The sequence below is a fragment of the Phycisphaeraceae bacterium genome, assembly GCA_019636655.1.
GTDB lineage: Bacteria > Planctomycetota > Phycisphaerae > Phycisphaerales > UBA1924 > JAHBXB01.
Genome location: JAHBXB010000003.1, coordinates 135,986 through 156,526, shown reverse-complemented (window position 1 = coordinate 156,526; position 20,541 = coordinate 135,986). Strand labels below are relative to the sequence as shown.

The 20,541-nt window shown below is 65.7% G+C and carries 16 protein-coding genes and 1 tRNA gene; 10 read left to right on the top strand and 7 right to left on the bottom strand.

Translation table 11 applies throughout. From position 1 onward, the window contains the following. Window positions 1–66 precede the first annotated feature (66 nt). From KF745_10495 to KF745_10485, 3 genes are read left to right on the top strand one after another with little or no spacing between them, the layout of a single operon-like run. Window positions 67–441 (top strand): nuclear transport factor 2 family protein, encoded by a 375-nt coding sequence (locus KF745_10495; GenBank protein ID MBX3358848.1) that lies wholly within the window; start codon window positions 67–69, stop codon window positions 439–441. A 35-nt stretch (window positions 442–476) separates the two neighbouring features. Then, window positions 477–1,154 carry an SDR family oxidoreductase gene (locus KF745_10490; GenBank protein ID MBX3358847.1) on the top strand — a complete coding sequence of 226 codons (678 nt, stop codon included), beginning with the start codon at window positions 477–479 and terminating at the stop codon, window positions 1,152–1,154. Then, window positions 1,151–1,684 (top strand): N-acetyltransferase, encoded by a 534-nt coding sequence (locus KF745_10485; protein ID MBX3358846.1) that lies wholly within the window; start codon window positions 1,151–1,153, stop codon window positions 1,682–1,684. The genes KF745_10490 and KF745_10485 overlap by 4 nt, the downstream gene beginning before the upstream one ends. A 67-nt stretch (window positions 1,685–1,751) precedes the next feature. Here the strand turns inward: KF745_10485 and KF745_10480 are convergent, their stop codons facing one another. Continuing rightward, a complete protein-coding gene (locus KF745_10480) occupies window positions 1,752–2,654 on the bottom strand; it encodes a DUF4394 domain-containing protein (protein MBX3358845.1) in 903 nt (300 codons plus the stop codon). Window positions 2,655–2,977: 323 nt separating this feature from the next. Between KF745_10480 and aspS the strand changes: the two genes are divergently transcribed. Both aspS and KF745_10470 read left to right on the top strand, forming a co-directional pair. Then, window positions 2,978–4,804 (top strand): aspartate--tRNA ligase, encoded by a 1,827-nt coding sequence (gene aspS, locus KF745_10475; protein MBX3358844.1) that lies wholly within the window; start codon window positions 2,978–2,980, stop codon window positions 4,802–4,804. Window positions 4,805–4,853: 49 nt separating this feature from the next. Then, entirely contained in the window at window positions 4,854–5,591 is a 738-nt protein-coding gene (locus KF745_10470; GenBank protein ID MBX3358843.1) for a DUF1698 domain-containing protein, read from the top strand. 5 nt (window positions 5,592–5,596) lie between these two features. Here KF745_10470 and KF745_10465 read toward each other — a convergent pair whose 3' ends face one another. Continuing rightward, window positions 5,597–6,358 carry an SDR family oxidoreductase gene (locus KF745_10465; GenBank protein MBX3358842.1) on the bottom strand — a complete coding sequence of 254 codons (762 nt, stop codon included), beginning with the start codon at window positions 6,356–6,358 and terminating at the stop codon, window positions 5,597–5,599. A 63-nt stretch (window positions 6,359–6,421) separates the two neighbouring features. Between KF745_10465 and KF745_10460 the strand changes: the two genes are divergently transcribed. Continuing rightward, complete coding sequence (locus tag KF745_10460) at window positions 6,422–8,041, top strand: extracellular solute-binding protein (protein MBX3358841.1); 1,620 nt, start codon at window positions 6,422–6,424, stop codon at window positions 8,039–8,041. Between the two features lie 35 nt (window positions 8,042–8,076). Further along, window positions 8,077–9,630, top strand: coding sequence for a pyruvate kinase (gene pyk, locus KF745_10455; GenBank protein MBX3358840.1), 1,554 nt, complete (start codon window positions 8,077–8,079; stop codon window positions 9,628–9,630). A gap of 6 nt (window positions 9,631–9,636) precedes the next feature. Here the strand turns inward: pyk and KF745_10450 are convergent, their stop codons facing one another. The 3 genes from KF745_10450 to rpmE all read right to left on the bottom strand — a co-directional run bounded on the left by KF745_10450 (window position 9,637) and on the right by rpmE (window position 15,539). Then, the gene (locus KF745_10450; protein MBX3358839.1) at window positions 9,637–11,328 is read right to left on the bottom strand and encodes an AarF/ABC1/UbiB kinase family protein; all 1,692 of its coding nucleotides are present in this window, start codon (window positions 11,326–11,328) and stop codon (window positions 9,637–9,639) included. A 64-nt stretch (window positions 11,329–11,392) separates the two neighbouring features. Next, window positions 11,393–15,037, bottom strand: coding sequence for a methionine synthase (gene metH, locus KF745_10445; GenBank protein MBX3358838.1), 3,645 nt, complete (start codon window positions 15,035–15,037; stop codon window positions 11,393–11,395). Window positions 15,038–15,305: 268 nt separating this feature from the next. After that, window positions 15,306–15,539 (bottom strand): 50S ribosomal protein L31, encoded by a 234-nt coding sequence (gene rpmE / locus KF745_10440; GenBank protein MBX3358837.1) that lies wholly within the window; start codon window positions 15,537–15,539, stop codon window positions 15,306–15,308. 203 nt (window positions 15,540–15,742) lie between these two features. Between rpmE and KF745_10435 the strand changes: the two genes are divergently transcribed. Then, window positions 15,743–15,814: transfer RNA gene (locus tag KF745_10435), tRNA-Asn, on the top strand. A gap of 271 nt (window positions 15,815–16,085) precedes the next feature. Here KF745_10435 and KF745_10430 read toward each other — a convergent pair. Next, complete coding sequence (locus KF745_10430) at window positions 16,086–17,375, bottom strand: hypothetical protein (GenBank protein MBX3358836.1); 1,290 nt, start codon at window positions 17,373–17,375, stop codon at window positions 16,086–16,088. Between the two features lie 786 nt (window positions 17,376–18,161). Here KF745_10430 and KF745_10425 point away from each other — a divergent pair. Continuing rightward, complete coding sequence (locus KF745_10425) at window positions 18,162–19,064, top strand: hypothetical protein (GenBank protein ID MBX3358835.1); 903 nt, start codon at window positions 18,162–18,164, stop codon at window positions 19,062–19,064. A gap of 217 nt (window positions 19,065–19,281) precedes the next feature. Here the strand turns inward: KF745_10425 and KF745_10420 are convergent, their stop codons facing one another. Continuing rightward, window positions 19,282–19,599, bottom strand: a complete 318-nt coding sequence (locus KF745_10420) for a hypothetical protein (protein ID MBX3358834.1) — start codon at window positions 19,597–19,599, stop codon at window positions 19,282–19,284. On the opposite strand from KF745_10420, the gene KF745_10415 reads away from it, so the two are divergent. Next, window positions 19,598–20,515: a hypothetical protein gene (locus KF745_10415; GenBank protein MBX3358833.1), complete on the top strand. Its 918-nt coding sequence runs from the start codon at window positions 19,598–19,600 to the stop codon at window positions 20,513–20,515. The two genes, KF745_10420 and KF745_10415, sit on opposite strands and share 2 nt — an antisense overlap. The last annotated feature ends 26 nt before the right edge of the window (window positions 20,516–20,541 follow it).

Below are 20,541 nucleotides of genomic sequence, written 5' to 3'. Positions count from 1 at the left end.
GTCCGCTGCGGATCGACGCGGCGTGGGACGTGAGCCGGCCTGGGCGCGTGGGGATACGCTCAAATCATGAAGATGACGGCCGAGCAGGCGCACGGATTCGCGGCGGCGTGGTACGGCGCGTGGAACGCGCACGACCTGGACGGCATCATGGCGCTGTACGCGGAAGGGATCGAGCACTCATCGCCCTACATCGCGAGGTACACGGGCGACCCGGAGTGCCGGGCGCTCAAGGGGAAAGGGACCGTGCGGGAGTACTTCGCGCGGGCGATCGAGAAGAACCCGACCCTGAGGTTCAACCCGATGCACGTGGGCGTGGGGGTGGAGACGGTGAACCTGGTGTACCAGCGGATGTCCGGCGATCTGGCGGTGGAGGTCTTCTTCTTTGACGATGCGGGGAAGGTGGTGCGATCGATCTCGCACTACGCGGAGCGGGGGGAATAGGGAACGGAGAGGGGAATGGGGGGCAGGAGGAGTGCGTGGCGCGGACTTACCTGGTGACGGGAGCGAACCGAGGGATCGGCCTCGAGTTGGCGCGGCAGTTGTCCGAGCGTGGCGACCGTGTCATCGGGACGGCGCGGGATGTGGATGCGGCGGCCGCGCTGAAGCGGGTGGCGCAGCGGGTGGTTCGGCTGGATGCCGGGGATGAGGCGTCGATCCGTGCGCTAGGGGAATCGCTGAAGGGGACGGCGATCGACGTACTGATCAACAACGCGGGGGTGTCGTCGGGGCTCAAGCGGGTCGGCGACCTGACCGCGGCGGAGATGCACCGGGTGTTCATGGTGAACGCCTTCTCGCCAATGCTGGTGAGCGCGGCGGTGATGGAGAGCCTGCGGGCCGGGGAGCGCCGGGTGATCGTCAACATCACGAGCGCCCTGGGGTCGATCAGCGGGAACACGGGCGGATCGTCGTATGCCTACCGGGCGAGCAAGTCGGCTCTGAACCAGTTGACGAGGTCGAAGGCGCACGAACTGGCCGGCGAGGGGTTCATCTGCGTGGTCGTGCACCCCGGGTGGGTGAGAACGGATATGGGAGGCGAAAAGGCTCCGTTGAGCCCTGAGCAGAGCGCCGAGGCGATGCTGGCGGTGATCGACAGGTTGCGGCCGGCGGACACCGGGCGGTTTCTGAACTACGACGGCGCGGAGATCGCGTGGTGAGCGGCAGGAGCGCCGACGGCGTGCGGATCAGGGCGGGGGTGGCCGCGGATGTGGCCGGGATCTTCGCGATCTACGACGTCGAGGTGCTGCACGGGACGGCGACGTTCGAGACGGTCCCGAAGACACTGGAAGAGCGGGCGGCGTGGTTCGCCGCGTTCGGCGCGGGCGCGTACCCGCTGCTGGTTGCCGTGGCCGAGGGAACCGTGATCGGGTGGGCGGGATTGTCGGCGTGGTCGGTGAGGCCCGCGTATCGGCGGACGGCGGAGTGCTCGGTGTACATGCACCAGGCCTGGCGAGGGCGTGGGATCGGGGAGCGTCTGCTGCGGGAGGTACTGGAGCGGGCGAGGAAGGGGAAGGCGGTGCGGGTGGTGGTGGCACGGATCTCGCAGCCGAATGAGGCATCGAACCGGATGCACGCCAGACTGGGGTTCAAGGATGTGGGGACGCTCCGGCGGTGCGGGGAGAAGTTCGGGCGGGTTCTCGATGTGCTGCTGATGGACGTGCACCTGGACGAAGGGCATGACGCATAAGAAAAGCCGCGTCGGCAACTACGCCGGCGCGGCTTGAGAGTGAGAAAACGACTGGCCAGCCGCGGGTTCAGCGGCGGCGGCGGATGGCGAGGAAGCCACCCACTGCGAGCAGCGTGAGCGAACCCGGGGAGGGAATCACAGCGATATCGCGGATGAACAGGCCGCCGCCGATGGTGCCCGTGAGAGTGGCAGCACCGGTAGCGAGGTTGATGGTGTACAGGCCGGATTGGGAGGAGTTGGTGGCCAGGAGGGCGGCGTACGCGATGCCGGTGCCGCCGGAGATGTCGAAGGCGCCCATCTCAACGAAATCGACTCCGGTAGGGCCGATGGTGTTGAGCTGGCCGGCGTTGGGGCTGATCGGAGTGCCGTCGATCGAGCCGACGCGGGCGAGGGTGTTGAGGCGGGAATCGAGAACGAAGAGCGTGGTGGCCTGGGCGCCGGCGACGTTGTTGGTGTACGCGGCGGCCATGACGCTGGGATCGACCCCGAAGTTGGGATCGCCCGAGATGTAGGCAAGATTCGAATCGGTGCCGGCGACGGCGCCGGTGTTGGGATTGAGGCGGAAGTTCTGCTGGACGTCGGAGACGACGCGGGCGAGATCGGCGACCGGGTTGAAGTCAAAGCCGAACTCGACGCCGTTCGCGGGCGGGGCGAAGGGCTGGTTGTTGACCGCGGTGGCAACGCCTGTCGAGGTGTTGATCGTGTAGAGCCGGTTCTGGCTGCCAAGCCCGTAGAGCACGCTGTTGGAGGGGCGGAAGTCGATGCCCATGATCAGCTCACCGGGCTGGACACCGGTGATCTGCACGCCGAAGTTGAGGTTGTTCGGCGAAGCGCTGTCGAAGGACATCAAGAAGTTCTGCATCGTGACGCCGTAGATCGTTTCGGCCTGCGTCAGCGACGTTACGGATCCGACGGTAAGGGGGAGAATCGATGCAACAACGAACGCGCGGCGTGAGAGAGCCGTGGACATTGTGGGTCTCCGCGAAGAAAAAACTCGCGACACACCGGGGACAGACCGGTGCGAACCCTCTCTATTTCTCTCTCTTCATCTCCGCAACCCCAAACGACTGTGCCGGATGGGACAAGTGGGCCGAGAAACCCACCGTTGCGGGCAGATGACTTGGTCAATATAACCCGGACCGGAGGGGAGGGCAAGGGAAAATGATCAGAGTTTGCGAGACCTGAACGGGCACGGGCGCGGTGGGCCTGGATCGCCGTATACTGCTCGCCAAAGGGGGCGCTGGGTGATTTGTACGGCAAACGGCTGGTTGACGGATCCCTGAAAGGATCGGCATGTCGAGCTACAGGCGGACACACACGTGCGGGCAGCTGCGGGACACGGACGTCGGGAAGTCGGTGACGGTGTGCGGATGGGTCAAGGCCTACCGCGATCACGGGACTGGGCTGATCTTCATCGATCTGCGCGACCGGCACGGCATCACGCAGTTGGTGTTCGAGAAGGGGGATGCGCCGCAAGCGGTGCTGGACGCCGCGGACTCGCTCCGCAACGAGGATGTGCTCGCGGCGACGGGCGAGGTGCGGATCCGCAAGGGTGGGGAGAACCCGAAGCTGCCGACGGGAAAGGTGGAGGTTGTGGTTTCGTCGCTGCGGGTGCTGAACAAGACGGAGAACCCGCCATTCCTGCCGGATGACGGGCAGTCGCTGCCGAACGAGGAGTTGCGGCTGAAGCACCGGTACATCGATCTACGGCGGGGTCGGATGCAGCAGATCCTCGGAATGCGTCACCGCGTGATGCAGGTCACGCGGCGGTACTTTGACGAGAACGGGTTCCTTGAGGTCGAGACGCCGGTTCTCTACAAGAGCACGCCGGAGGGGGCACGGGAGTTCCTGGTGCCGAGCCGGCACCAGCCGGGGACGTGGTACGCGCTGCCACAAAGCCCGCAGCTGTTCAAGCAGATCCTGATGGTGGCGGGGGCCGACCGGTACATGCAGATCTGCAGGTGCTTCCGGGATGAGGATCCGCGTGCGGACCGGCAGGCGGAGTTCAGCCAGATCGATCTGGAGATGAGCTTCGTGCAGCGGGACGATGTAATGGAGGTGATGGAGGGGTTTGTGCGCCGGCTGTGGAAGGAGGTCCTCGGGATCGAGGTGCCGCCGCTGCAGCGGATGACCTACCGCGAAGCGATGGACCGGTACGGGATCGACCGGCCAGACCTGCGGTACGGGCTGGAGATCGTGGACGTCTCGGACCTTGCCGGTCAAACCGAGTTCAAGGTGTTCCGCGAGGCCCTCGAGAAGAACAAGGGGCTGCGCAACCGGGGTGTAGTCCGGGCGATCCGGGTGCCCGGCGGCGGGGAGAAGCTGACGCGCAAGGTCACGGACGGGTACGGCGAGTTCGTCAAGACGTTCGGGGCGGGCGGAGTGCCGGTGGTGAAACTGACAGCCGCCGGGCTTGAAACGGGGATTGCCAAGTTCCTCGAGCCGGTGAAGCAAAACCTCATCGAGCGGCTCGGGCTGCAGGCGGGGGACACCGTGCTCTTCGCGGCGGACTCGTACAACGTGGCCGTGAAGGCGCTCGGCGAACTGCGGCAGAAGGTCGCGCGGGACATGGGCCTGGTACCGGAGTGGGGGAAGGCGTGGAAGTTCCTGTGGGTCGTGGACTTCCCGATGTTCGAGCGGGACAAGGAGACCAACCGGTGGGTGGCGATGCACCACCCGTTCACCGCGCCACGGGATGATCAGCGGGACGCGTTCGTGTCGGCGGATGTGAACGACGTTGAGACGATCGGCGGGATCGTGTCGGCGGGGTACGACATCGTGTGCAACGGGTCGGAGATCGCGGGCGGGTCGGTGCGTATCCACGACCCGGCGGTGCAGAGCAAGGTCTTCTCGCTGCTGGGGATGACGCCCGAGCAGGCGAAGGCCAAGTTCTCGTTCCTGCTCGATGCGTTGAAGTACGGTGCTCCGCCGCACGGCGGGATCGCGTTCGGACTCGATCGGCTGATCATGCACCTGTGCGGCACGGAGAATATCCGCGACGTGATCGCGTTCCCGAAGACGCAGATCGGCGCGGACCTGATGACGGGAACCCCGAGCGGAGTGACGGAGGAGCAGTTGAAGGAACTGCACCTCAAGAGCACGTGGGATGGCGCGAGGTAGATCCGCGGCTCCGGCGGCGGCTGCCGGCCTGAATCCCGAGGAGAGATCGATGGACGCCGAGGCCCTCAAGAAGCGGATCGCGGAGTTTCCGTTCTGGTACCACCGGATCCGGCTGGCCGAAGGCGTGCTGACGCCGGGATGGGCGCCGCAGGATGCCAAGGCCCACGGCGTGCCGGAGGACCTGAGCGGGAAGCGGGTGCTCGACGTCGGGGCGTGGGACGGGTACTGGACATTCGAAGCGCTTCGGCACGGGGCGAGCGAGGCCGTAGCGATCGACGATTTCTCCGATCAACTGGGGTTCCTGGGACCCGGGGCGCGTCGCGCGTGGGATTCATTCGACTTCTGCCGCGAGGCCCTTGGGTACGGGGAGGACCGCTGCAAGCGGATCGAGCTGTCGGTGTACGACGTGTCGCCAGAACAGCTGGGGATGTTCGATGTCGTGTTCTTCTTCGGGACGCTGTACCACCTGCGGCATCCGCTGCTGGCCCTGGACAAGCTCAGCACGGTGTGCACCGGCGACATCTATGTCGAGAGCGCGGTGTGCGACGATCTGAGCCCGTACCGCGGCGGCATAGGGCAGGGGTACCCGGGTGACCAGATGGTGGCCGAGTTCTATCCGGGGAAGGAGTTCGCGAGCAACGACTCGAACTGGTGGTCGCCGACGGTGGCGTGCATGTGCGGCCTGATCAAGGCGGCCGGCTGGCCGCGAGTCAAGGGCTGGAAGTTGATGCACAAGCCGACGAAGATCGTGGAGTGCCGCGGGTTTGCGGTGGGGAGGAAGCAGTAGCGCGGCTAGGAGTTCCCCTTGGCCGCTGAGACGAAGATGGTCGTCCCGTTCTGGGCGTCGCGCTTGCCGGTGATGCAGTCGACGATGACGTCGGCGATGTCGCCGGGCGAGAGGCACTGCCCGCGTGGGACGACGGAAGGCGGAAAGAGTGCCCGCAGCGTCTCGGTCTCGACCGCGCCGGGGGCGATGGCAAACGCGCGGATCCCGGCCTCCCTGCCCTCCTTCGCGGCGACGTGCGCAAGCATGTTGACGGCCGCCTTAGTCGCCGCGTACGCGAAGAACCCGTCAAAGGGATCGGTGCTGGCCATCGACGAGATGTTGATGATGCAGCCGGCGCGGCCGGCGGCAAGGTGGGGCCACGCGAGGGCGATCAGGCACGCGGGAGCGACGGAGTTGAGCTGGAATGTCTGCTCGATCTCTTCGGCGGTGTGACCGGGGATGGGATGGCGAGGGGCAGCACCAGCGTTGTTGACAAGCGTGTCGATCCGCCCGAATCGCTCGATCGCGGCAGCGATGACGGCTTGCGATGCAGCGGGGCCGCACGAGAGGTCGGCGGCGACGGCGCAGGCCTCGGCGGGACCGGGGGGCAGCAACTCGATCGTGTGCTCGAGACGTTCCAGGCGGCGACCGACCAGCACGAGCCGGTAGCCGAGCTCGGCAAGACGTAATGCGGCGCACTGCCCGATGCCCGAGCCGGCGCCGGTGATGATCGCGACGGGGGCACTTGAGTGGGACGTCGAGTCGGCGACCGCGGGCCTGCTGGGCATAGATGGAGCGTAGGGATCGGTGCGGCCGGGGTCCGGCGGCGGCCGGATCGATAGACTGGGGCCATGAGAGCCGTGCGAGTCCTGATCATCCTGGCGTTCGTCGTCGTCTTGGGTGTGCCATTCTTGGTGCGAGCCCAGCGGACTGGAGGTGAGGCGGCCGCGGATGCGGGGCGCGAGGCGCCTGCAGTGATCATTGTGACACCGCACGTTGAACAGATCCGATCGGAGTTCGGCGAAGCGTTCTCGCGGTGGCATCAGCGCGTGCACGGCTCGCCGGCGCGGGTTGATTGGCGTGCGGTCGGCGGGACGAGCGAGATCCTGAAACTCCTCGAGGCCCAGTACATCGCCGCGGCGAAGCACGGCCAGGTGAGCGTTGCGGACGGAACGCCAGCAGCTCCCCCGGGGACCGTCGGGTTTGATCTCATGCTCGGCGGCGGGTCCTACGAACACACGAAGCTCAAGCGGGGAGTGTCGGTGGAGGCGCCGGGCCCGGGTGCAGTAGCAGTGACACTGAAGTTCCCAATGTCGGTGCCTGCGGGGTTCTCGCGGGCACAATTCGATGAGTGGTTCGGGGAGAACGCGGTCGGCACGCAGACGCTGTACGACCCGGAGCAGTACTGGCTCGGGACCGCTCTCTCCGGATTTGGAATCGTGTACAACCGGGACGTGTTAAGGGAAATCGGGGTCGCAGAGCCCGAGACGTTCGCCGATCTGACCGATCCGAGGTACGCGGGGCTGATCGCCCTCGCGGACCCACGCCTGAGCGGGTCGGTGACAACGACGTATGAATCGATTCTGAATAATGGCGGCTGGGAGAAGGGGTGGCGGACCCTTCGCGAGCTGAGCGCCAACGCGAGGTACTTCGCGAGTTCGTCCACCAAGCCCCCGATGGATGTGGCCGCGGGGGATGCGGCGGCGGGCCTGAGCATTGACTTCTACGGGAGAGGGCAGGCGCAGTCCGTGCTGCGGCCCGGGGAGGCAGCGGGGAGCGGCCGCGTGGGGTATGTCGACCCCAAGGGGGCAGTGTATATCGACGCAGACCCGGTTTCGGTTCTGCTCGGTGGCCCGAGCCCGGAGCTCGCGCGGAGGTTCGTGGAGTTCTGTATGACGGAAGAGGCACAGTTGTTGTGGCAACTCCCGTCGAGGCACGACCCGAGATCAGCGAACAACCCCGTTGGATCCGACGGCGAGCGCATGGGGCCGCTGCAGTATGAGCTGCGCCGCATGCCGTCGCAGCGAAGGGTGTATGCGGAGTACCTCCCGCACTTTGTCGACCAGGTGGATCCGTTTGTGCTGGCGACGGATGTCAAGAGCCGGGGTTGGCGTGATTCGATAGCGCCGATGATGGCGGCGTTCGGGATCGAGTCACTCGACGAGCAGCGGGAGGCGTGGCGGGCGGTCCTGACGGCACGGGAGGGTGCCGTACACGACCCGGCGTTGCGGCCCCTGCTCGAGGAGATGGAGAAGGCATTCTTTGCGATGCCGACGCACACGATCGTGCACGAGGACGGCCGCGTCGAGCGATTGGAGTTCAACGAGAAGAACTACAAGGCGATCGCTGAGGACACGCAGAAGTGGCGTCACCCTGTGAAGGCCGCGAAGGCAAAGATCGAGTACACAGGGTTCTTCCGTGAGTCGTACCGGCGGGTCGTCGACTTGTGGAATACTCGCCCGCGCAGTTGATCGGACGTTCGACGGCAGGAGACGGGAGTACGACGATGGAGAGCAACCCTATCCGCGGGCCTCGCGCCGGTGTGAGGCCGACGCTCGCGACCATCGTCGCGACGCTGGGCCCGGCGACCGATTCGCCCGGAATGGTGAAGCGGCTGATCGAGGCGGGAGTCGGGGTATTCCGCCTGAACTTTTCCCACGGCACGCTTGATGAGCACGCCAAACGGGTCGCGAGCATCAGGGAGGCGGCGCGAGAGTTGGGAACGGCCACCGCGATCATGGGGGACTTGCAGGGCCCGAAGATCCGGGTCGGAGTGGTCGATGGCGATGCGATTGAGGTGGCGGTGGGGGACGAGGTGAGGATCGAAGTCGGAGACCGTTGCCGCGGTCGCCGGGCGGGCATCGTGGAGCTGGCGTGCCCGTTTGAGGGTTTGGTGACGGATGTCGAGCCGGGTGATCGGGTGTTGATCAACGACGGGATGATCCGGATGCTCGCCGTCGGGCGGGGTCCCACGGGAGCCCTGACGTGCCGGGTCACGGTGGGTGGGCGGATCACAAGTCGAAAAGGGATCAACCTGCCTGATACCAGGGTCCGCGCGGGAGCGATCACGGCGCGGGACTGGGAGTGCGTGGAGTGGGCCGTACACCAGGGTCTTGATTTCCTGGCGATGTCGTTTGTCCGGCGCGCCGCGGAGATCGTGGAACTTCGGCAGCGACTCGCGGGGATGTGCTCGGTGGACCATGCGACCGATGCGCGGGGCGAAGGGGCATTGATCCCGGTGGTGGCGAAGATCGAGAAGCCAGAAGCGGTGCGGGAGATCGACAGCATCGTCGAGGCGGCGGACGCGATCATGGTGGCCCGCGGCGACCTTGGGGTGGAGCTTGACCTTGTCGAGGTGCCGGAGGTGCAGAAGCGTCTGGTGGCAAAGGCGGCTGAGTGGGGCAAGCCCTGCATCGTGGCAACCCAGATGTTCGAATCGATGATCGAATCGGCAACGCCGACCCGGGCGGAGGTGAGCGATGTGGCCAACGCCATCTTCGACGGCGCGGATGCCGTGATGCTCTCCGGGGAGACAGCGGTAGGGAAGCACCCGGACCTGGTGGTTGAGACGATGCGTCGCGTTGTGGAGGCGGCGGAGCGACAGGTGGTCGCGGCGGCAGTGGCGCCAACACCGCCGAGGAGGCTGGTGGAATCGAGGTACCGCACAGCGGCCCTGGCGCACGGGGCGTGCCAGATTGCGCGGGATATCGGAGCGATCCTGATCGTGTGCTGGTCGCAGAAGGGTGGGACCGCGCGGTACCTGAGTCAGTACGACTCCTGCATACCGATCCTGGCGTACTCAAGCGATGAGCGGCAGACGCGGAGAATGGCGCTGCTCAAGGGCGTAACGCCCAGGTGGCTGGAGGTTACGGCGGGGATGACGCTAGCGCAGTGGAACCGAGCGGTTGACGACGATCTGCTGTCGCACGGGTGGGCGAGGCAGGGGGAACCGGTGGTTCTGGTTGCGGGCTGCCCGCTCGGGGAGCAGGGGGCGACGACAGCGCTGGCGGTGCATTACGTCGGGAACCCGATGATGGGGTTCATGGCGCATGGCGGGTAGTCGGGACTAATAGTCCTTGACTCGCCAGTTGCGGACGACGATCACAACGGCGAGGACAATGCCGATGAGGAATCCGACGCGGGCGATCGTGCCAAAGGCCCAGCCAATGGTCTGAGCCTCGGCCCGCAGGATGATCGCGGAAGCGACGATGACCGCTGCGACCGTGACCGCCGCCGCGACATTGCGACTGGCGTGCTCGACCGTGCGGCTGAACTTGTCCAGGCCGAGGTGGTCGAGGTGGATCTGGAAGCGGTTGCGCTTGAGCTGGCGGGTAAGGTGGCGGATCTCGCCGGGGATCTGCTCGGCGAGTTCGGCGTAGGCGACGGCGGCATTGGTCATGCGTTGGCGGATGGCCTTGACCCCGTACCGCCGACGTGCGAGCTTCTCGACGAAAGGGCGGGCCGCGGCGACCAGGTCAAACGAAGGATCGAGTTCGGCCGCGACCGTTTCGATCGTCGACAACGCCTTGATCAGCAGTACGAGGTCGCCGGGACAACGGATGTGGTGCTCCCGGAGTTTCTCGAAGAACTCGCGGAGCATGGCCCCCATATTGAGGCGGCCGAGCGAGGAGGTCTGGAAGTGGGCGACGAACTCACGCACGTCCGCCCGGAAGGAGCGGGACTCGAGGACGGTCCACTCGGCGTCGCCGAGCTCTGCAACCACGCGGATGACCTTGTTGAGGTCGCCCTGCGTGACCCCGCCGACAAGGTCGGCCAGGGCCACCATCGTGCGGTCGTCGAGCCAGCCGGTCATGCCGCAATCGATGAACCCGATCCGGCCTCGGGGAAGGGCGAAGAGGTTTCCGGGGTGTGGGTCGGCATGGAAGAACCCCAGTTCGAGGCACTGGCGGAGAAGGGCGGTAGCGCCGTGCTTGACAATCAGGTGCCGCTCATGCGGCGTCAGGTCGCCCTCCTCGAGTTCAGAAAGCAGCGTGCCGTGGAACTCCTCGACAGCGAGGACGGCCCGGGTGGTGGCGCCCCAATAGACACGCGGAAACGCGACGCCCGGATCGTCGGCGAAGGCCTCCCGAAGCCGGTCGGTGGCGTGACCTTCGTGGATGAGGTCGACCTCCTTTCGGAGTTCGGCGGCAAACTCGGAGACAACCTCTGAGGGGCTGTAGCCGAGGTTTGAGAAATGACCCTCAAGAAGGCCGGCGAGCGTGCGGAGCACGTCCATGTCGGACTCGGTCAGGGACTCGATCCCGGGACGCAAGACCTTGAGGACGACTTCGGTGCCATCGGCGAGCCGGGCGCGGTGGATCTGGGCCATCGACGCGGCGGCAAGGGCGACGTGATCGATCCAGGGGAAGAGTGCGTCAACCTGGCCGGGAAACTGCTGTTCAAGGCGTTCCCTGATCACCTTGAAATCGAGCTTGGGGGCATCGTCCTGGAGCTTCTTGAACTCTTCGGCCCACTCCGGGGGGATCAAGTCAGGGCGGGTACTGAGGACCTGGCCGAGCTTAATGAAGGTGGGACCAAGTGTTTCGAGGACCAGGCGCAGCCGAACGGACCGCGGCATTGCCTTGGCTCGTTCCTCGCGCTTGATGCCGACCAGCTCGAGCGGGGCGGCCAGCATCCTGTTGAGGCCCAGCTCGGCGACCGCATCGTCGAGTCCGAAGCGGGCGAGCGTTGCAACAATCTCGGCAAAGCGCCTGCTGCTGCGGAGTGTGTGCGGGATGTCGAGGATCTTGGTGAGCACTCGACGGGGAGTGTACACGTCGGAGGCACCGCGGGGGGGGCAGTGGGGCGCTTGCGCCGGGCGATCAGACGTTGAAGTACTTCGCCTCCGGGTGATGGACGATAATGGCGCTGGTGCTCTGCTCGGGGTCGATCTGCCAGTTCTCGGTCAGTTCGCAACCAATGCGCTCGGGCTTCAACAGCCGCCAGAGCTTGTCCTGATCGGCCATGCTGGGACAGGCGGGATAGCCAAACGAGTAGCGGCTGCCGCGGTAGTGCTGGGTGAAGAGTTCGCGGGTGCGCGGGCTGTCCTCGCTGGCGATCCCCATTTCCTGGCGGATGCGCTTGTGCCACATCTCGGCAAGGGCCTCGGCGCATTCAACGCCCATGCCGTGGAGGTAGAGGTACTCGGTATAGTCGTTCTTCTCGAAGAGTTCGCGGGCGACCTCGCTGACGCGCCGACCCATGGTGACGCAGTGCAGGCCGATGACGTCGGTCCGGCCCGAGTCGATCGGGGCGAAGAAGTCGCTGATGCAGAGGCGCTTCTTGTCCGCCTGTCGCGGGAAGGTGAACCGCTCGATCTCGCGCATCCCGGCGGGAGAGACGGGGGCGCTCTCGCCGCCGGCCGGGGCGGAGGCGGGGTCCCAGATGACCAGGTCGTTGCCGTCGCTGTTGCAGTGCCAGAAGCCGTAGACGACGGCCGGCCTGAGGATGCCGTCATCGCGGCAGTTGGCCTTGAGTCGCTCGAAGACCGGCTCGATGGTGTCCTCGACAATGGCGTCGTACTCAGCGTCCGAGATCGCGCCCTTCTTGACCTGCCACTGGCCGCGGAAGAGCGCGACCTTGTTGACAAAGGGGTAGATCGAGTTGAGGTCGACGCTTTCGACGACGCGGGACCCGAGGAATGGCGGTCGCGGGATCTCCGCGGATTCGAGGAGCCGGACGTCCGACCGCACGGGCGCGGCGACTATGCCGACCCCGGCGCCCGAACCGTTGGAAGACGACTCGGATGCAGAGGAGGCGACAGCACGCTGCCGGCGCGTCTCGTTGATCAGGTCCTCCGCCTTGGATCGCTTGCCGAGACGGTCGTCGATCTCGCGGGCAAGCGCGCCGATCTTGCCGCCAACGATGCAATCCATCACGCGAAGGCCGTCAAACGCGTCCTTACCGTAGAGGCAGGAGCCCTTGTAGGTGCCGCGCAGGTGGCTCTCGCAGTAGTGCCGAGTGAGAGCGGCCCCACCGAGGATCACGGGGACGGTGATGCCCTCAGTGTTGAGCTCCAGAAGGTTCTCCTCCATGACGTTGACGGACTTGACGAGCAGGCCGGAAAGCCCGATCGCGTCGGCCCCTGTTTCCTTCCACTTGGCGATGATGCTCGCGATCGGCTGCTTGATCCCGATGTTGTAGACGGTATAGCCGTTGTTGGTCAGGATGATGTCAACGAGGTTCTTGCCGATGTCGTGGACGTCGCCCTTGACGGTGGCGAGGACAATCTTGCCCTTGGTGGCTCCCTGTACCTTCTGCATGTGAGGCTCGAGGTGGGTGACCGCCCGCTTCATCACCTCCGCGCTCTGGAGGACGAAAGGAAGCTGCATCTTGCCCGAGCCGAACAGGTCACCGACGGTCTTCATGCCGTCGAGGAGATGGTCGTTGATGATGTCGAGCGGCGAGTAAACCTTCATCGCCTCATCGAGCGAGGCTTCCAGCCCTTCCTTCTCGCCGTCGACAATGTGGGCGCGAAGACGCTCCTCGAGCGTCAGCGATTTAATCTCCCGCTTGGTGCTGGCCGCTGCGGAGGCGTCCTTGAAGAGGTCGATGAAGTGCTGAAGGGGGTCGAAGCCTTCACGTCGCCGGTCGTAGATCAGGTCTTGGGCCGCGTCCCACTGCGCCTGCGGAATCTTGTTCTGCGGCAGGATCTTGCTGGCGTGGACGATGGCCGCGGTCAGGCCGGCCTCGCGCAGTTCGTGCAGGAACGCCGAATTCAGGACAACGCGGGCTGCCGGGGAAAGTCCGAACGAAACGTTGGAGAGGCCGACAACGGTCTGGCACTCGGGTAGCGCGGTCGCGATCCGGCGGACACCCTCGATCGTTTCGAGAGCCGAGCGACGGTCCGACTCCATCCCCGTTGAGATCGGGAGCACGAGCGGATCGAACAAGAGATCGGCAGGCGAGAGTCCATGGACGGTTACGGCGCGATCGTGTGCCCGCTGGGCGATCGCAAGCTTCCGGTCCGCGGACCGGGCCATCGATGCCTGCTTGTCCTCATCGATCGACCCGATCACCAGTCCTGCGCCGTAGGCCTTGGCCAACTGGCAGATGTCGTCGAACTTCTCCTCACCATCCTCGAAGTTAGCGGAGTTGATGAGGCACTTGCCAGCCGCGTGCTTCAGGCCACTCTCGATCGTCTTGACCTGCGTGGAGTCGATCATGAGCGGGGCGTCGACCTGGCGTACGACCCGCGTGACGACCTCGGCCATGTCGGCGGCGTTGTCGCGCCCGGCGTAGTCGACGTTCAGGTCAAGGACGTGGGCACCGTCGTGGCGGATCTGTTCGCGGGCGAGCGAGACAATGCCGTCCCAGTCCTCGGCCTCGAGCAGTTGCTTGAACTTGCGGGACCCCGAAGCGTTCATGCGCTCGCCGACAATCAGGAACGAGTTGTCCTGGCGGTACTCGGTCACGCCATACAGCGAGGTGCAGCCGGGTTTGGGCGTCTCCTTGAGGCGATGGGCCGGGGCCTTTTCGGTGCGGGCGTGGTCGCCCAACGCTCGCACCAGCGCCTCGATGTGGCTCGGGGTCGTGCCGCAGCAGCCGCCAACGATGCCGACTCCCTCCTTCTCGACAAAGGCCAGCATCGCCTCGGCGAAGGGCCCGGGTGTGAGCGGGTACTCGGTGCGTCCCTCGACCAGAACGGGCAGCCCCGCGTTGGGGAGCACGGATACGACTCGGCTGGATGCCGTCCCCGGGACAACCCCGTCCCAATGCCGGCCCAGCCAGTGAACGTGCTCGGCCATCTCGGTGGGGCCGGTAGCGCAGTTCAAGCCGATCGACATAATTGGGTAGCCGCGGAGCGCGGCCGCGGCGGCCTCGATCTGCGTGCCCAGCAGCATGGTGCCTGTGGTTTCGATGGTGACGCTGACCATGATCGGAACGTCGGCCGGAGACCTGCCGCGATCAGCGAGCGCGGCGAGCACGGCGTTGATGGCGCACTTGATCTGCAGCAGATCCTGGCACGTCTCGATCATGAACGCGTCGACGCCGCGGCCGCCGTCCCGGCCCTCGCCATCAAGCAGGCCGAGGGCCTGCTGGCGGTACGAGTCGAGCATCGCTTCCCACGATGTGTTGCCGAGAGTGACCAGACGCGTGCCGGGGCCCATCGAGCCAACCACGAACCGAGGCTTGTCCTTGGTATCGAACTTCTTGCACGCTGCACGGGCGACGTCGACGGCCCGCTTGTTGAGCTCGTACGTCTGATCAGCGATGTCAAACTCGGCGAGGACGAGCGTGTTCGCGCCGAACGTATCGGTTTCAACGGCATCGGCGCCGACCCGCAGGAAGCTCTCGTGAATGCCCTGGATGACGTCGGGGCGAGACTTGACCAGGATGTCGGTGCAGTTCTCGCAGCCGCAGTAGTCGGTCTCGATGTCCAGGTCGTGCTGGTGGATGGACGTGCCCATGGCGCCGTCCAGGACGAGCACTCGGCGTTGGGCTTCGGCCAGGAATCGGCTGGGCATCGGTGGTCTCGCTTATCGGGCCTGCGGTCGCCGCAGAGGAACCAGCAGTCGCAGGGCATCATCATCGGCTCGCGCCGGTCTCAATCGGGTCCAATCGATCCGGCCACGCACTCGTATTCATCCATTCATCCGGATGAAGCGATGAACTATAGCCGCGGCGGGCGCTGTGGCCAGCCGGGGAACCGCGAGTCCCAAAAGGAAAAACGCGGCGGGCGTTGGGCGCCTGCCGCGTGAATCGATTGCGGGCGAGGATCGTCGGACGGCCGTGTCAGGCCTTCTTCTTGTCCTTGGGCTGGAAGTAGTTCCCGCCGAACTTCCGCTGGAACCGCTCAACGCGGCCGGCGGCATCGACAAAGGTCTGCTTTCCCGTGAAGAACGGGTGCGAGCCGGACCAGACTTCCACGTGCAACTCCGGCACGGTGGCGCCGCAGGTCATGACGACTTCGCCGTTATGGAAGACCTTGCAGTCGTGGTAGTACTTGGGGTGGATCTTGCTCTTCATGGTCGAGACTCGTGTCGATTGGGCGGGTGGCCCGGGGTTGGCCGCGGCAGGTTCATCGGTACAGACCGAACGGGCCGGAACAATAGGCACCGACTTGGCCCCCGAAAACCGCCCGTCTTGACCGATGTACCCGGCGGGCTACGCTTGCCACTCGCCCCGCCGCCGGTTCGCCGGGGGAGGGGGACGGGCGAGGAGTTTTTCGGTCCCCGATAGCTCAATGGTAGAGCGAGCGGCTGTTAACCGCTAGGTTCTAGGTTCGAGTCCTAGTCGGGGAGTTTGCGGCCCCCGTCGAAAGCGACGGGGGCCGTGTCGTTTACAGACCGACCGGGGGCTATCGGCCCCGTTCCGACGCTCCGGCGGGGTTCCCGCGCTCTCGGCTTCGATCCGAGAGCCCGTCACCCCGACCGGAACGACGCCCTGTCGGCCCCCCACCCCCGCCAAACTCTCGCGCTCTCGACCTCTCAGTGAACAGGGCGTTCGGATCGGGCGGGAGAGCGGAACGGAGCTTCGAGACGGAACGAAGACGCGAACACGGCGCTGGCCGCCCTATGGAGCCCGCAGCAGCGGGAGCTTTGGTTCAACTGCGAGTCCGGTCTCGCTGAGCAACTCGTGGACCATGTCCGCGTAGAGCCAGTAGGCGCGCTCATCCTGCCCCGAAAGGCAGGCTTTCACGGCTGGCTCGATCCATTTGCTGTAGACGTCGTTCCACACGTGACTGGCACGCGGCCGCAACTCCACTGCAGCGACGATTGCTGGCGCCAGCCGTTCATACTCGGCAATAGCCTCGCGGCCGCCAGGGCGCTGCATCAGGTAACGGTCGCGAAACCTCCGTAGGGCAGCAAGCGTCACCCCTTGATCGCCTTCGCCGGTGGCCGTGCATACCGCGGTCGTGATGAAGCACGGATTCCAGTCGAACATAAAGCTGAACAGCAGGGCTGCGGCTCCACCGATGATCCCTGCGGGCCCCAAGAGAGCAGCGCCGAAGGCCGCCGTGCCAAAGAGCGCTGCGCCGCCAGCGCCAACAACCGCCCCGAGCCCCACTGCGAGCAGGCTACGGACCGGGTTATCAAAGAAGACCCCTTTGATCGCGTAGCCCACATAGGCAAGCGCGCTCCACACTATTCCGAGAGCCGGTGCCACAAGCCCGTAGATGGCCTTTCCCACCGACTTCGCTGCGCCAACCAAATCAAATCGGAGAAGGCTCACAAACGCTTGAGCCAGCTTCTTGCTTGGCTCGTACACGAACATCCTGAGAGCTCCGAGCGTGAACGTGATGCCAGCGGCGGTGAGCGAGACAGCCAAGTACGCACCGGCGTACACGAGCTCGAGTGCGCTCTGGAAGAGTACCTTTCCGGCGTCGAGAAGCTCGAAGTCTGCCAAGGCGCTGAAGAACTCGACACCCGATCTGAGCGTGAACCAGCCAGTGCGGATGGCAGCGCTAGTCAGCGAGTAGCCCAGCACGATTGACCCGAACACCAGATCTCCGCCGAAGTGCAATGGTCGGTTGTTGTAGAACCCGCTCCACATGCCCTCTCCGACCAGCGCCACGGCATTTGTTGTGAGACGTATGTCGGCCAGCATGCTCTCGTAGATGTACTGTCTGCTCCCCACAAGGTCTTCGTAGTTGAACGATCGGTTCCTTTGCCCGGTGTGTGCCTCCGCGATGTCACCGTATTCCCGATCGTGGATTAGTGCGGCGAGATCGAGCGGCGAGGCTGGGTGCTCGCCCCGTCTTCCGCCCGGTCCCGCAAAGCTCCCATATCGAAGTGGATTAGCGTCGAAGATGAACGTCTCGTCCGGCCGAATCTCTCTCGAGCGTCGTTCGAAGGACGACACTCGACCAAACGGAGCACCCACCTGCGAGAGCTGACGGTACCACGCGCCTGAGAGGGAGTTCCCGAGCGTAATGCTCCGGGGACCGCGGGCAATCTGGGTAGTGGCTGGCCGGCGCGCTAATGGCGCAGTCGCCAACGCGATTCGCAGCGCTTGGACTGTAGGGAGTTGGACCGCTCGCGAGTTCCTCGGTTCCGCTGGTGGATTGATCCTGACAGCGCGTTCGGGTCGATCTCGATCGGCCACGCGGCCCATCCGCTCGTCGCGCGTCCACGCGATTGTCGGACTACTCCGAAAGGCCTTAGCGGCAAATGGCTTGCTGTCTCGGTACGCACGCTCAGATGCAGGGCGTTCAAGCGGCGCCCTCTCTCCAAGGCCGGTCCACGCGCTCTCGTCAGCGATCCCGCGCAGCATCGAGTTCACAAGCTCCTCCCGGGGTTTCGAGTTCGCCCTAGGTCCGAGAGTGGGGCAAAGTCACCGAATTCTGCGGGTTTAATCGCGATGTTCGGTGGCGTCCCTCGAGGGCGGTGTGCCTCAAGTATGTCGCTACGGGCCGATGGCAATATCAGCGTGCCGCCCTGCGGACCACCGAGTTGACACCAGTATTGCTTCGTGCGGCATCCCGGATCAGTGCGGTCACAGTGCCGGGCGGTCGCGTCACGTCCGCCACTCCGGCGCGGCCGCTTCCGTGGTGGCTGGATCGCATCGGTCAGGTTGGAACGGTGACGGCACCGAGGGCCGAGGGGCGGTACATCGTCGGACGCTTCGCTGCCAAGGAGGGCTGCGGCTGTGCGTGAGAACCAGTCGGACATCGCGGCGCTTCAGGCAGGGCTGAAGGCGCGGAAGCCCGCGCGGGATGGCCTGCGCCTCTACACCGCCGATTTCGACTCGGTGTCACTCGCGGGCTTCTACCGCGGGCGCTCGGCGTTCCTAATACTGTCGGGGCCGTCGCTCACGCAGGTGGACCTGTCACAGCTCAACAAGCGCGGCATCGTCACGATGGGAGTGAACAACTCCTGGTCCGTGCATCGCCCGACACTCTGGACATGCGTTGACGACCCGGGCCGCTTCATCGACACCGGCTGGAAGGACCCGGGCATCCTGAAGTTCGTGCCGACGTGCTGCGTGGAGAAGCGGCTCCGCATCCAGAACCCCGACGGCACCATGCGCAACAGCGCCTTCCAAGTCCGGCAGATGCCCAGCGTCCTGTTCTTCCGCCGCGCCGATCACTTCGACCACGAACGGTTCCTGACTGGCGACTCGGTCCCGTGGGGAAACGATGCCAAGCACGCAGACTCGCTCGGCATCACCGGCAAGCGAAGCGTCATGCTCGTCGCCCTGCGCCTGCTGCACCACCTTGGGTTCGGCACGGTGTACCTGCTCGGGTGCGACTTCAAGATGGCGACGGACCGCAGATACGCCTTCGACGAGCACCGGGCACCCAACGCCATCCGGCACAACAACGTCTTGTACGACTCGCTGGCCCGGCGATTCGAGGCCCTGCGTCCGCACTTCGACAAGCACCGATTCCGGGTCATCAACTGCTCGCCGGGAAGCGAGCTCCAGGCGTTCGACCGCATGGACTTCGACGCGGCTGTGAAGGCCGCGTCCGCCGAGTGCGGTAAGCCGGTGAGCACGCTGGGCTGGTACGAACCGAACCCGAAGCCCGCGCCCCAGGAGGCCGCCCGATGAGCGACGGCCCGACCCGATACTACTTATACATCCCCGTGTGGGCGACGGGCCGTCCGCCGACGGGCGGCGGATCGAGCAACTACTCCACGCCCTCGGGTTCGACGCCCGAGAGCACCTACTCGACGCCGACCAGCACGCCGAGCATGCCGCCGAGCTATTCAACGACCGGCGATGTCATCTACACGACGGGGCCCAGCGGAACGCCCACGCTGACGTTCTACACCACCGGTGCCTTTACGAGCAACACATCGGGGACGACACACACGCCGTCGAGCAGCGGCTCGAGCGACTCCATGTCCTCGGGGTCGTCAGGTTCGAGCAGCGGCTCGCCCTCCTCGTCGGCGGGTAGCTCGTCATCGGGATCGATGTCCTCCAGCGGATCGTCTTCCTCGGGATCATCCTCGAGCGGGTCGTCCAGCAGTGGTTCCGGATCTGGCTCTTCGAGCGGCTCCGGGTCATCGAGCGGATCGGGTTCGTCCGGATCAGGCAGCAGCGGAATGTCGAGCGGTGCGTCGTCAGGCGCGAGCAGCGGCATGAGCTCGGGAGCCTCGTCCGGCGCATCCTCCGGAGGATCATCCGGCGGCGGCTCGTCTGGTGGAGGCTCTTCCGGCGGCGGTGGTTCGAGCGGGGGTGGCTCCGGCCCCGGTGGGTCCGGTCCCGGCGGCTCGGGTCCGGGCGGGAGCGGGCCGGGTTCCGGCCCCGGCAGCAACTGCCTCCTCTTCGGCACCCTCGTGCGCCTCGAGGGCGGCCGCCTCACGCCCATCGAGAACCTCAAGCCCGGCGATCTCGTCGCATCCATCCAGGTGCCCGGCCTCGAGGTCGATGTGCCTTACCGCGCCCAGTACAACTGGCTCTCGCACCACGGTCTGCACGGCGCGACGCCCGTCGCAGCGCGCGTGGCGAGCATCCGCCTCGGCGAGCACCACGGCTTCGTGGTGATCAACCGCCGACTGAAGGCGACCCCCGAGCACCCGTTCATGATCCGCCGCGGCGACGAATGGGGCTTCGCATCTGCCGAGTTCGTCCAGCCTGGCGACTTCCTGATCGACCAACACATGAACGAGGAGGAGGTTGAGTCGGTCGTCCGCATCGACGCGCCGACCCGCACTGTGGCCATCCACATCCCGGGAACCAACACGCTGCTCGCCGAGGGCGTGTGGGTCCACAACGACATGCCCGCGACCGCCCAGAGTTCCGGCTCAGGCAGCGCGTCGTCGGGATCAGGTTCCGGTTCCGGGAGCGGGTCCGGCTCCGGCTCGGGATCGGGGTCCATGTCCGGATCGAGCAGCGGCTCCTCCAGCAGCGGATCATCCTCCGGCAGCAAGTCGAGCGGGTCGTCCTCCTTCTCGACCTCTGGCTCCACGTCGGGCTCGTCGTCCTCCGGCAGCGGCTCGGGCAGCATGAGCGGATCAAGCTCGAGTGGCGGAGGGACAGGCACGTTCTCTATCTGACCAGTGTGGGACAGCGCGATTATCCA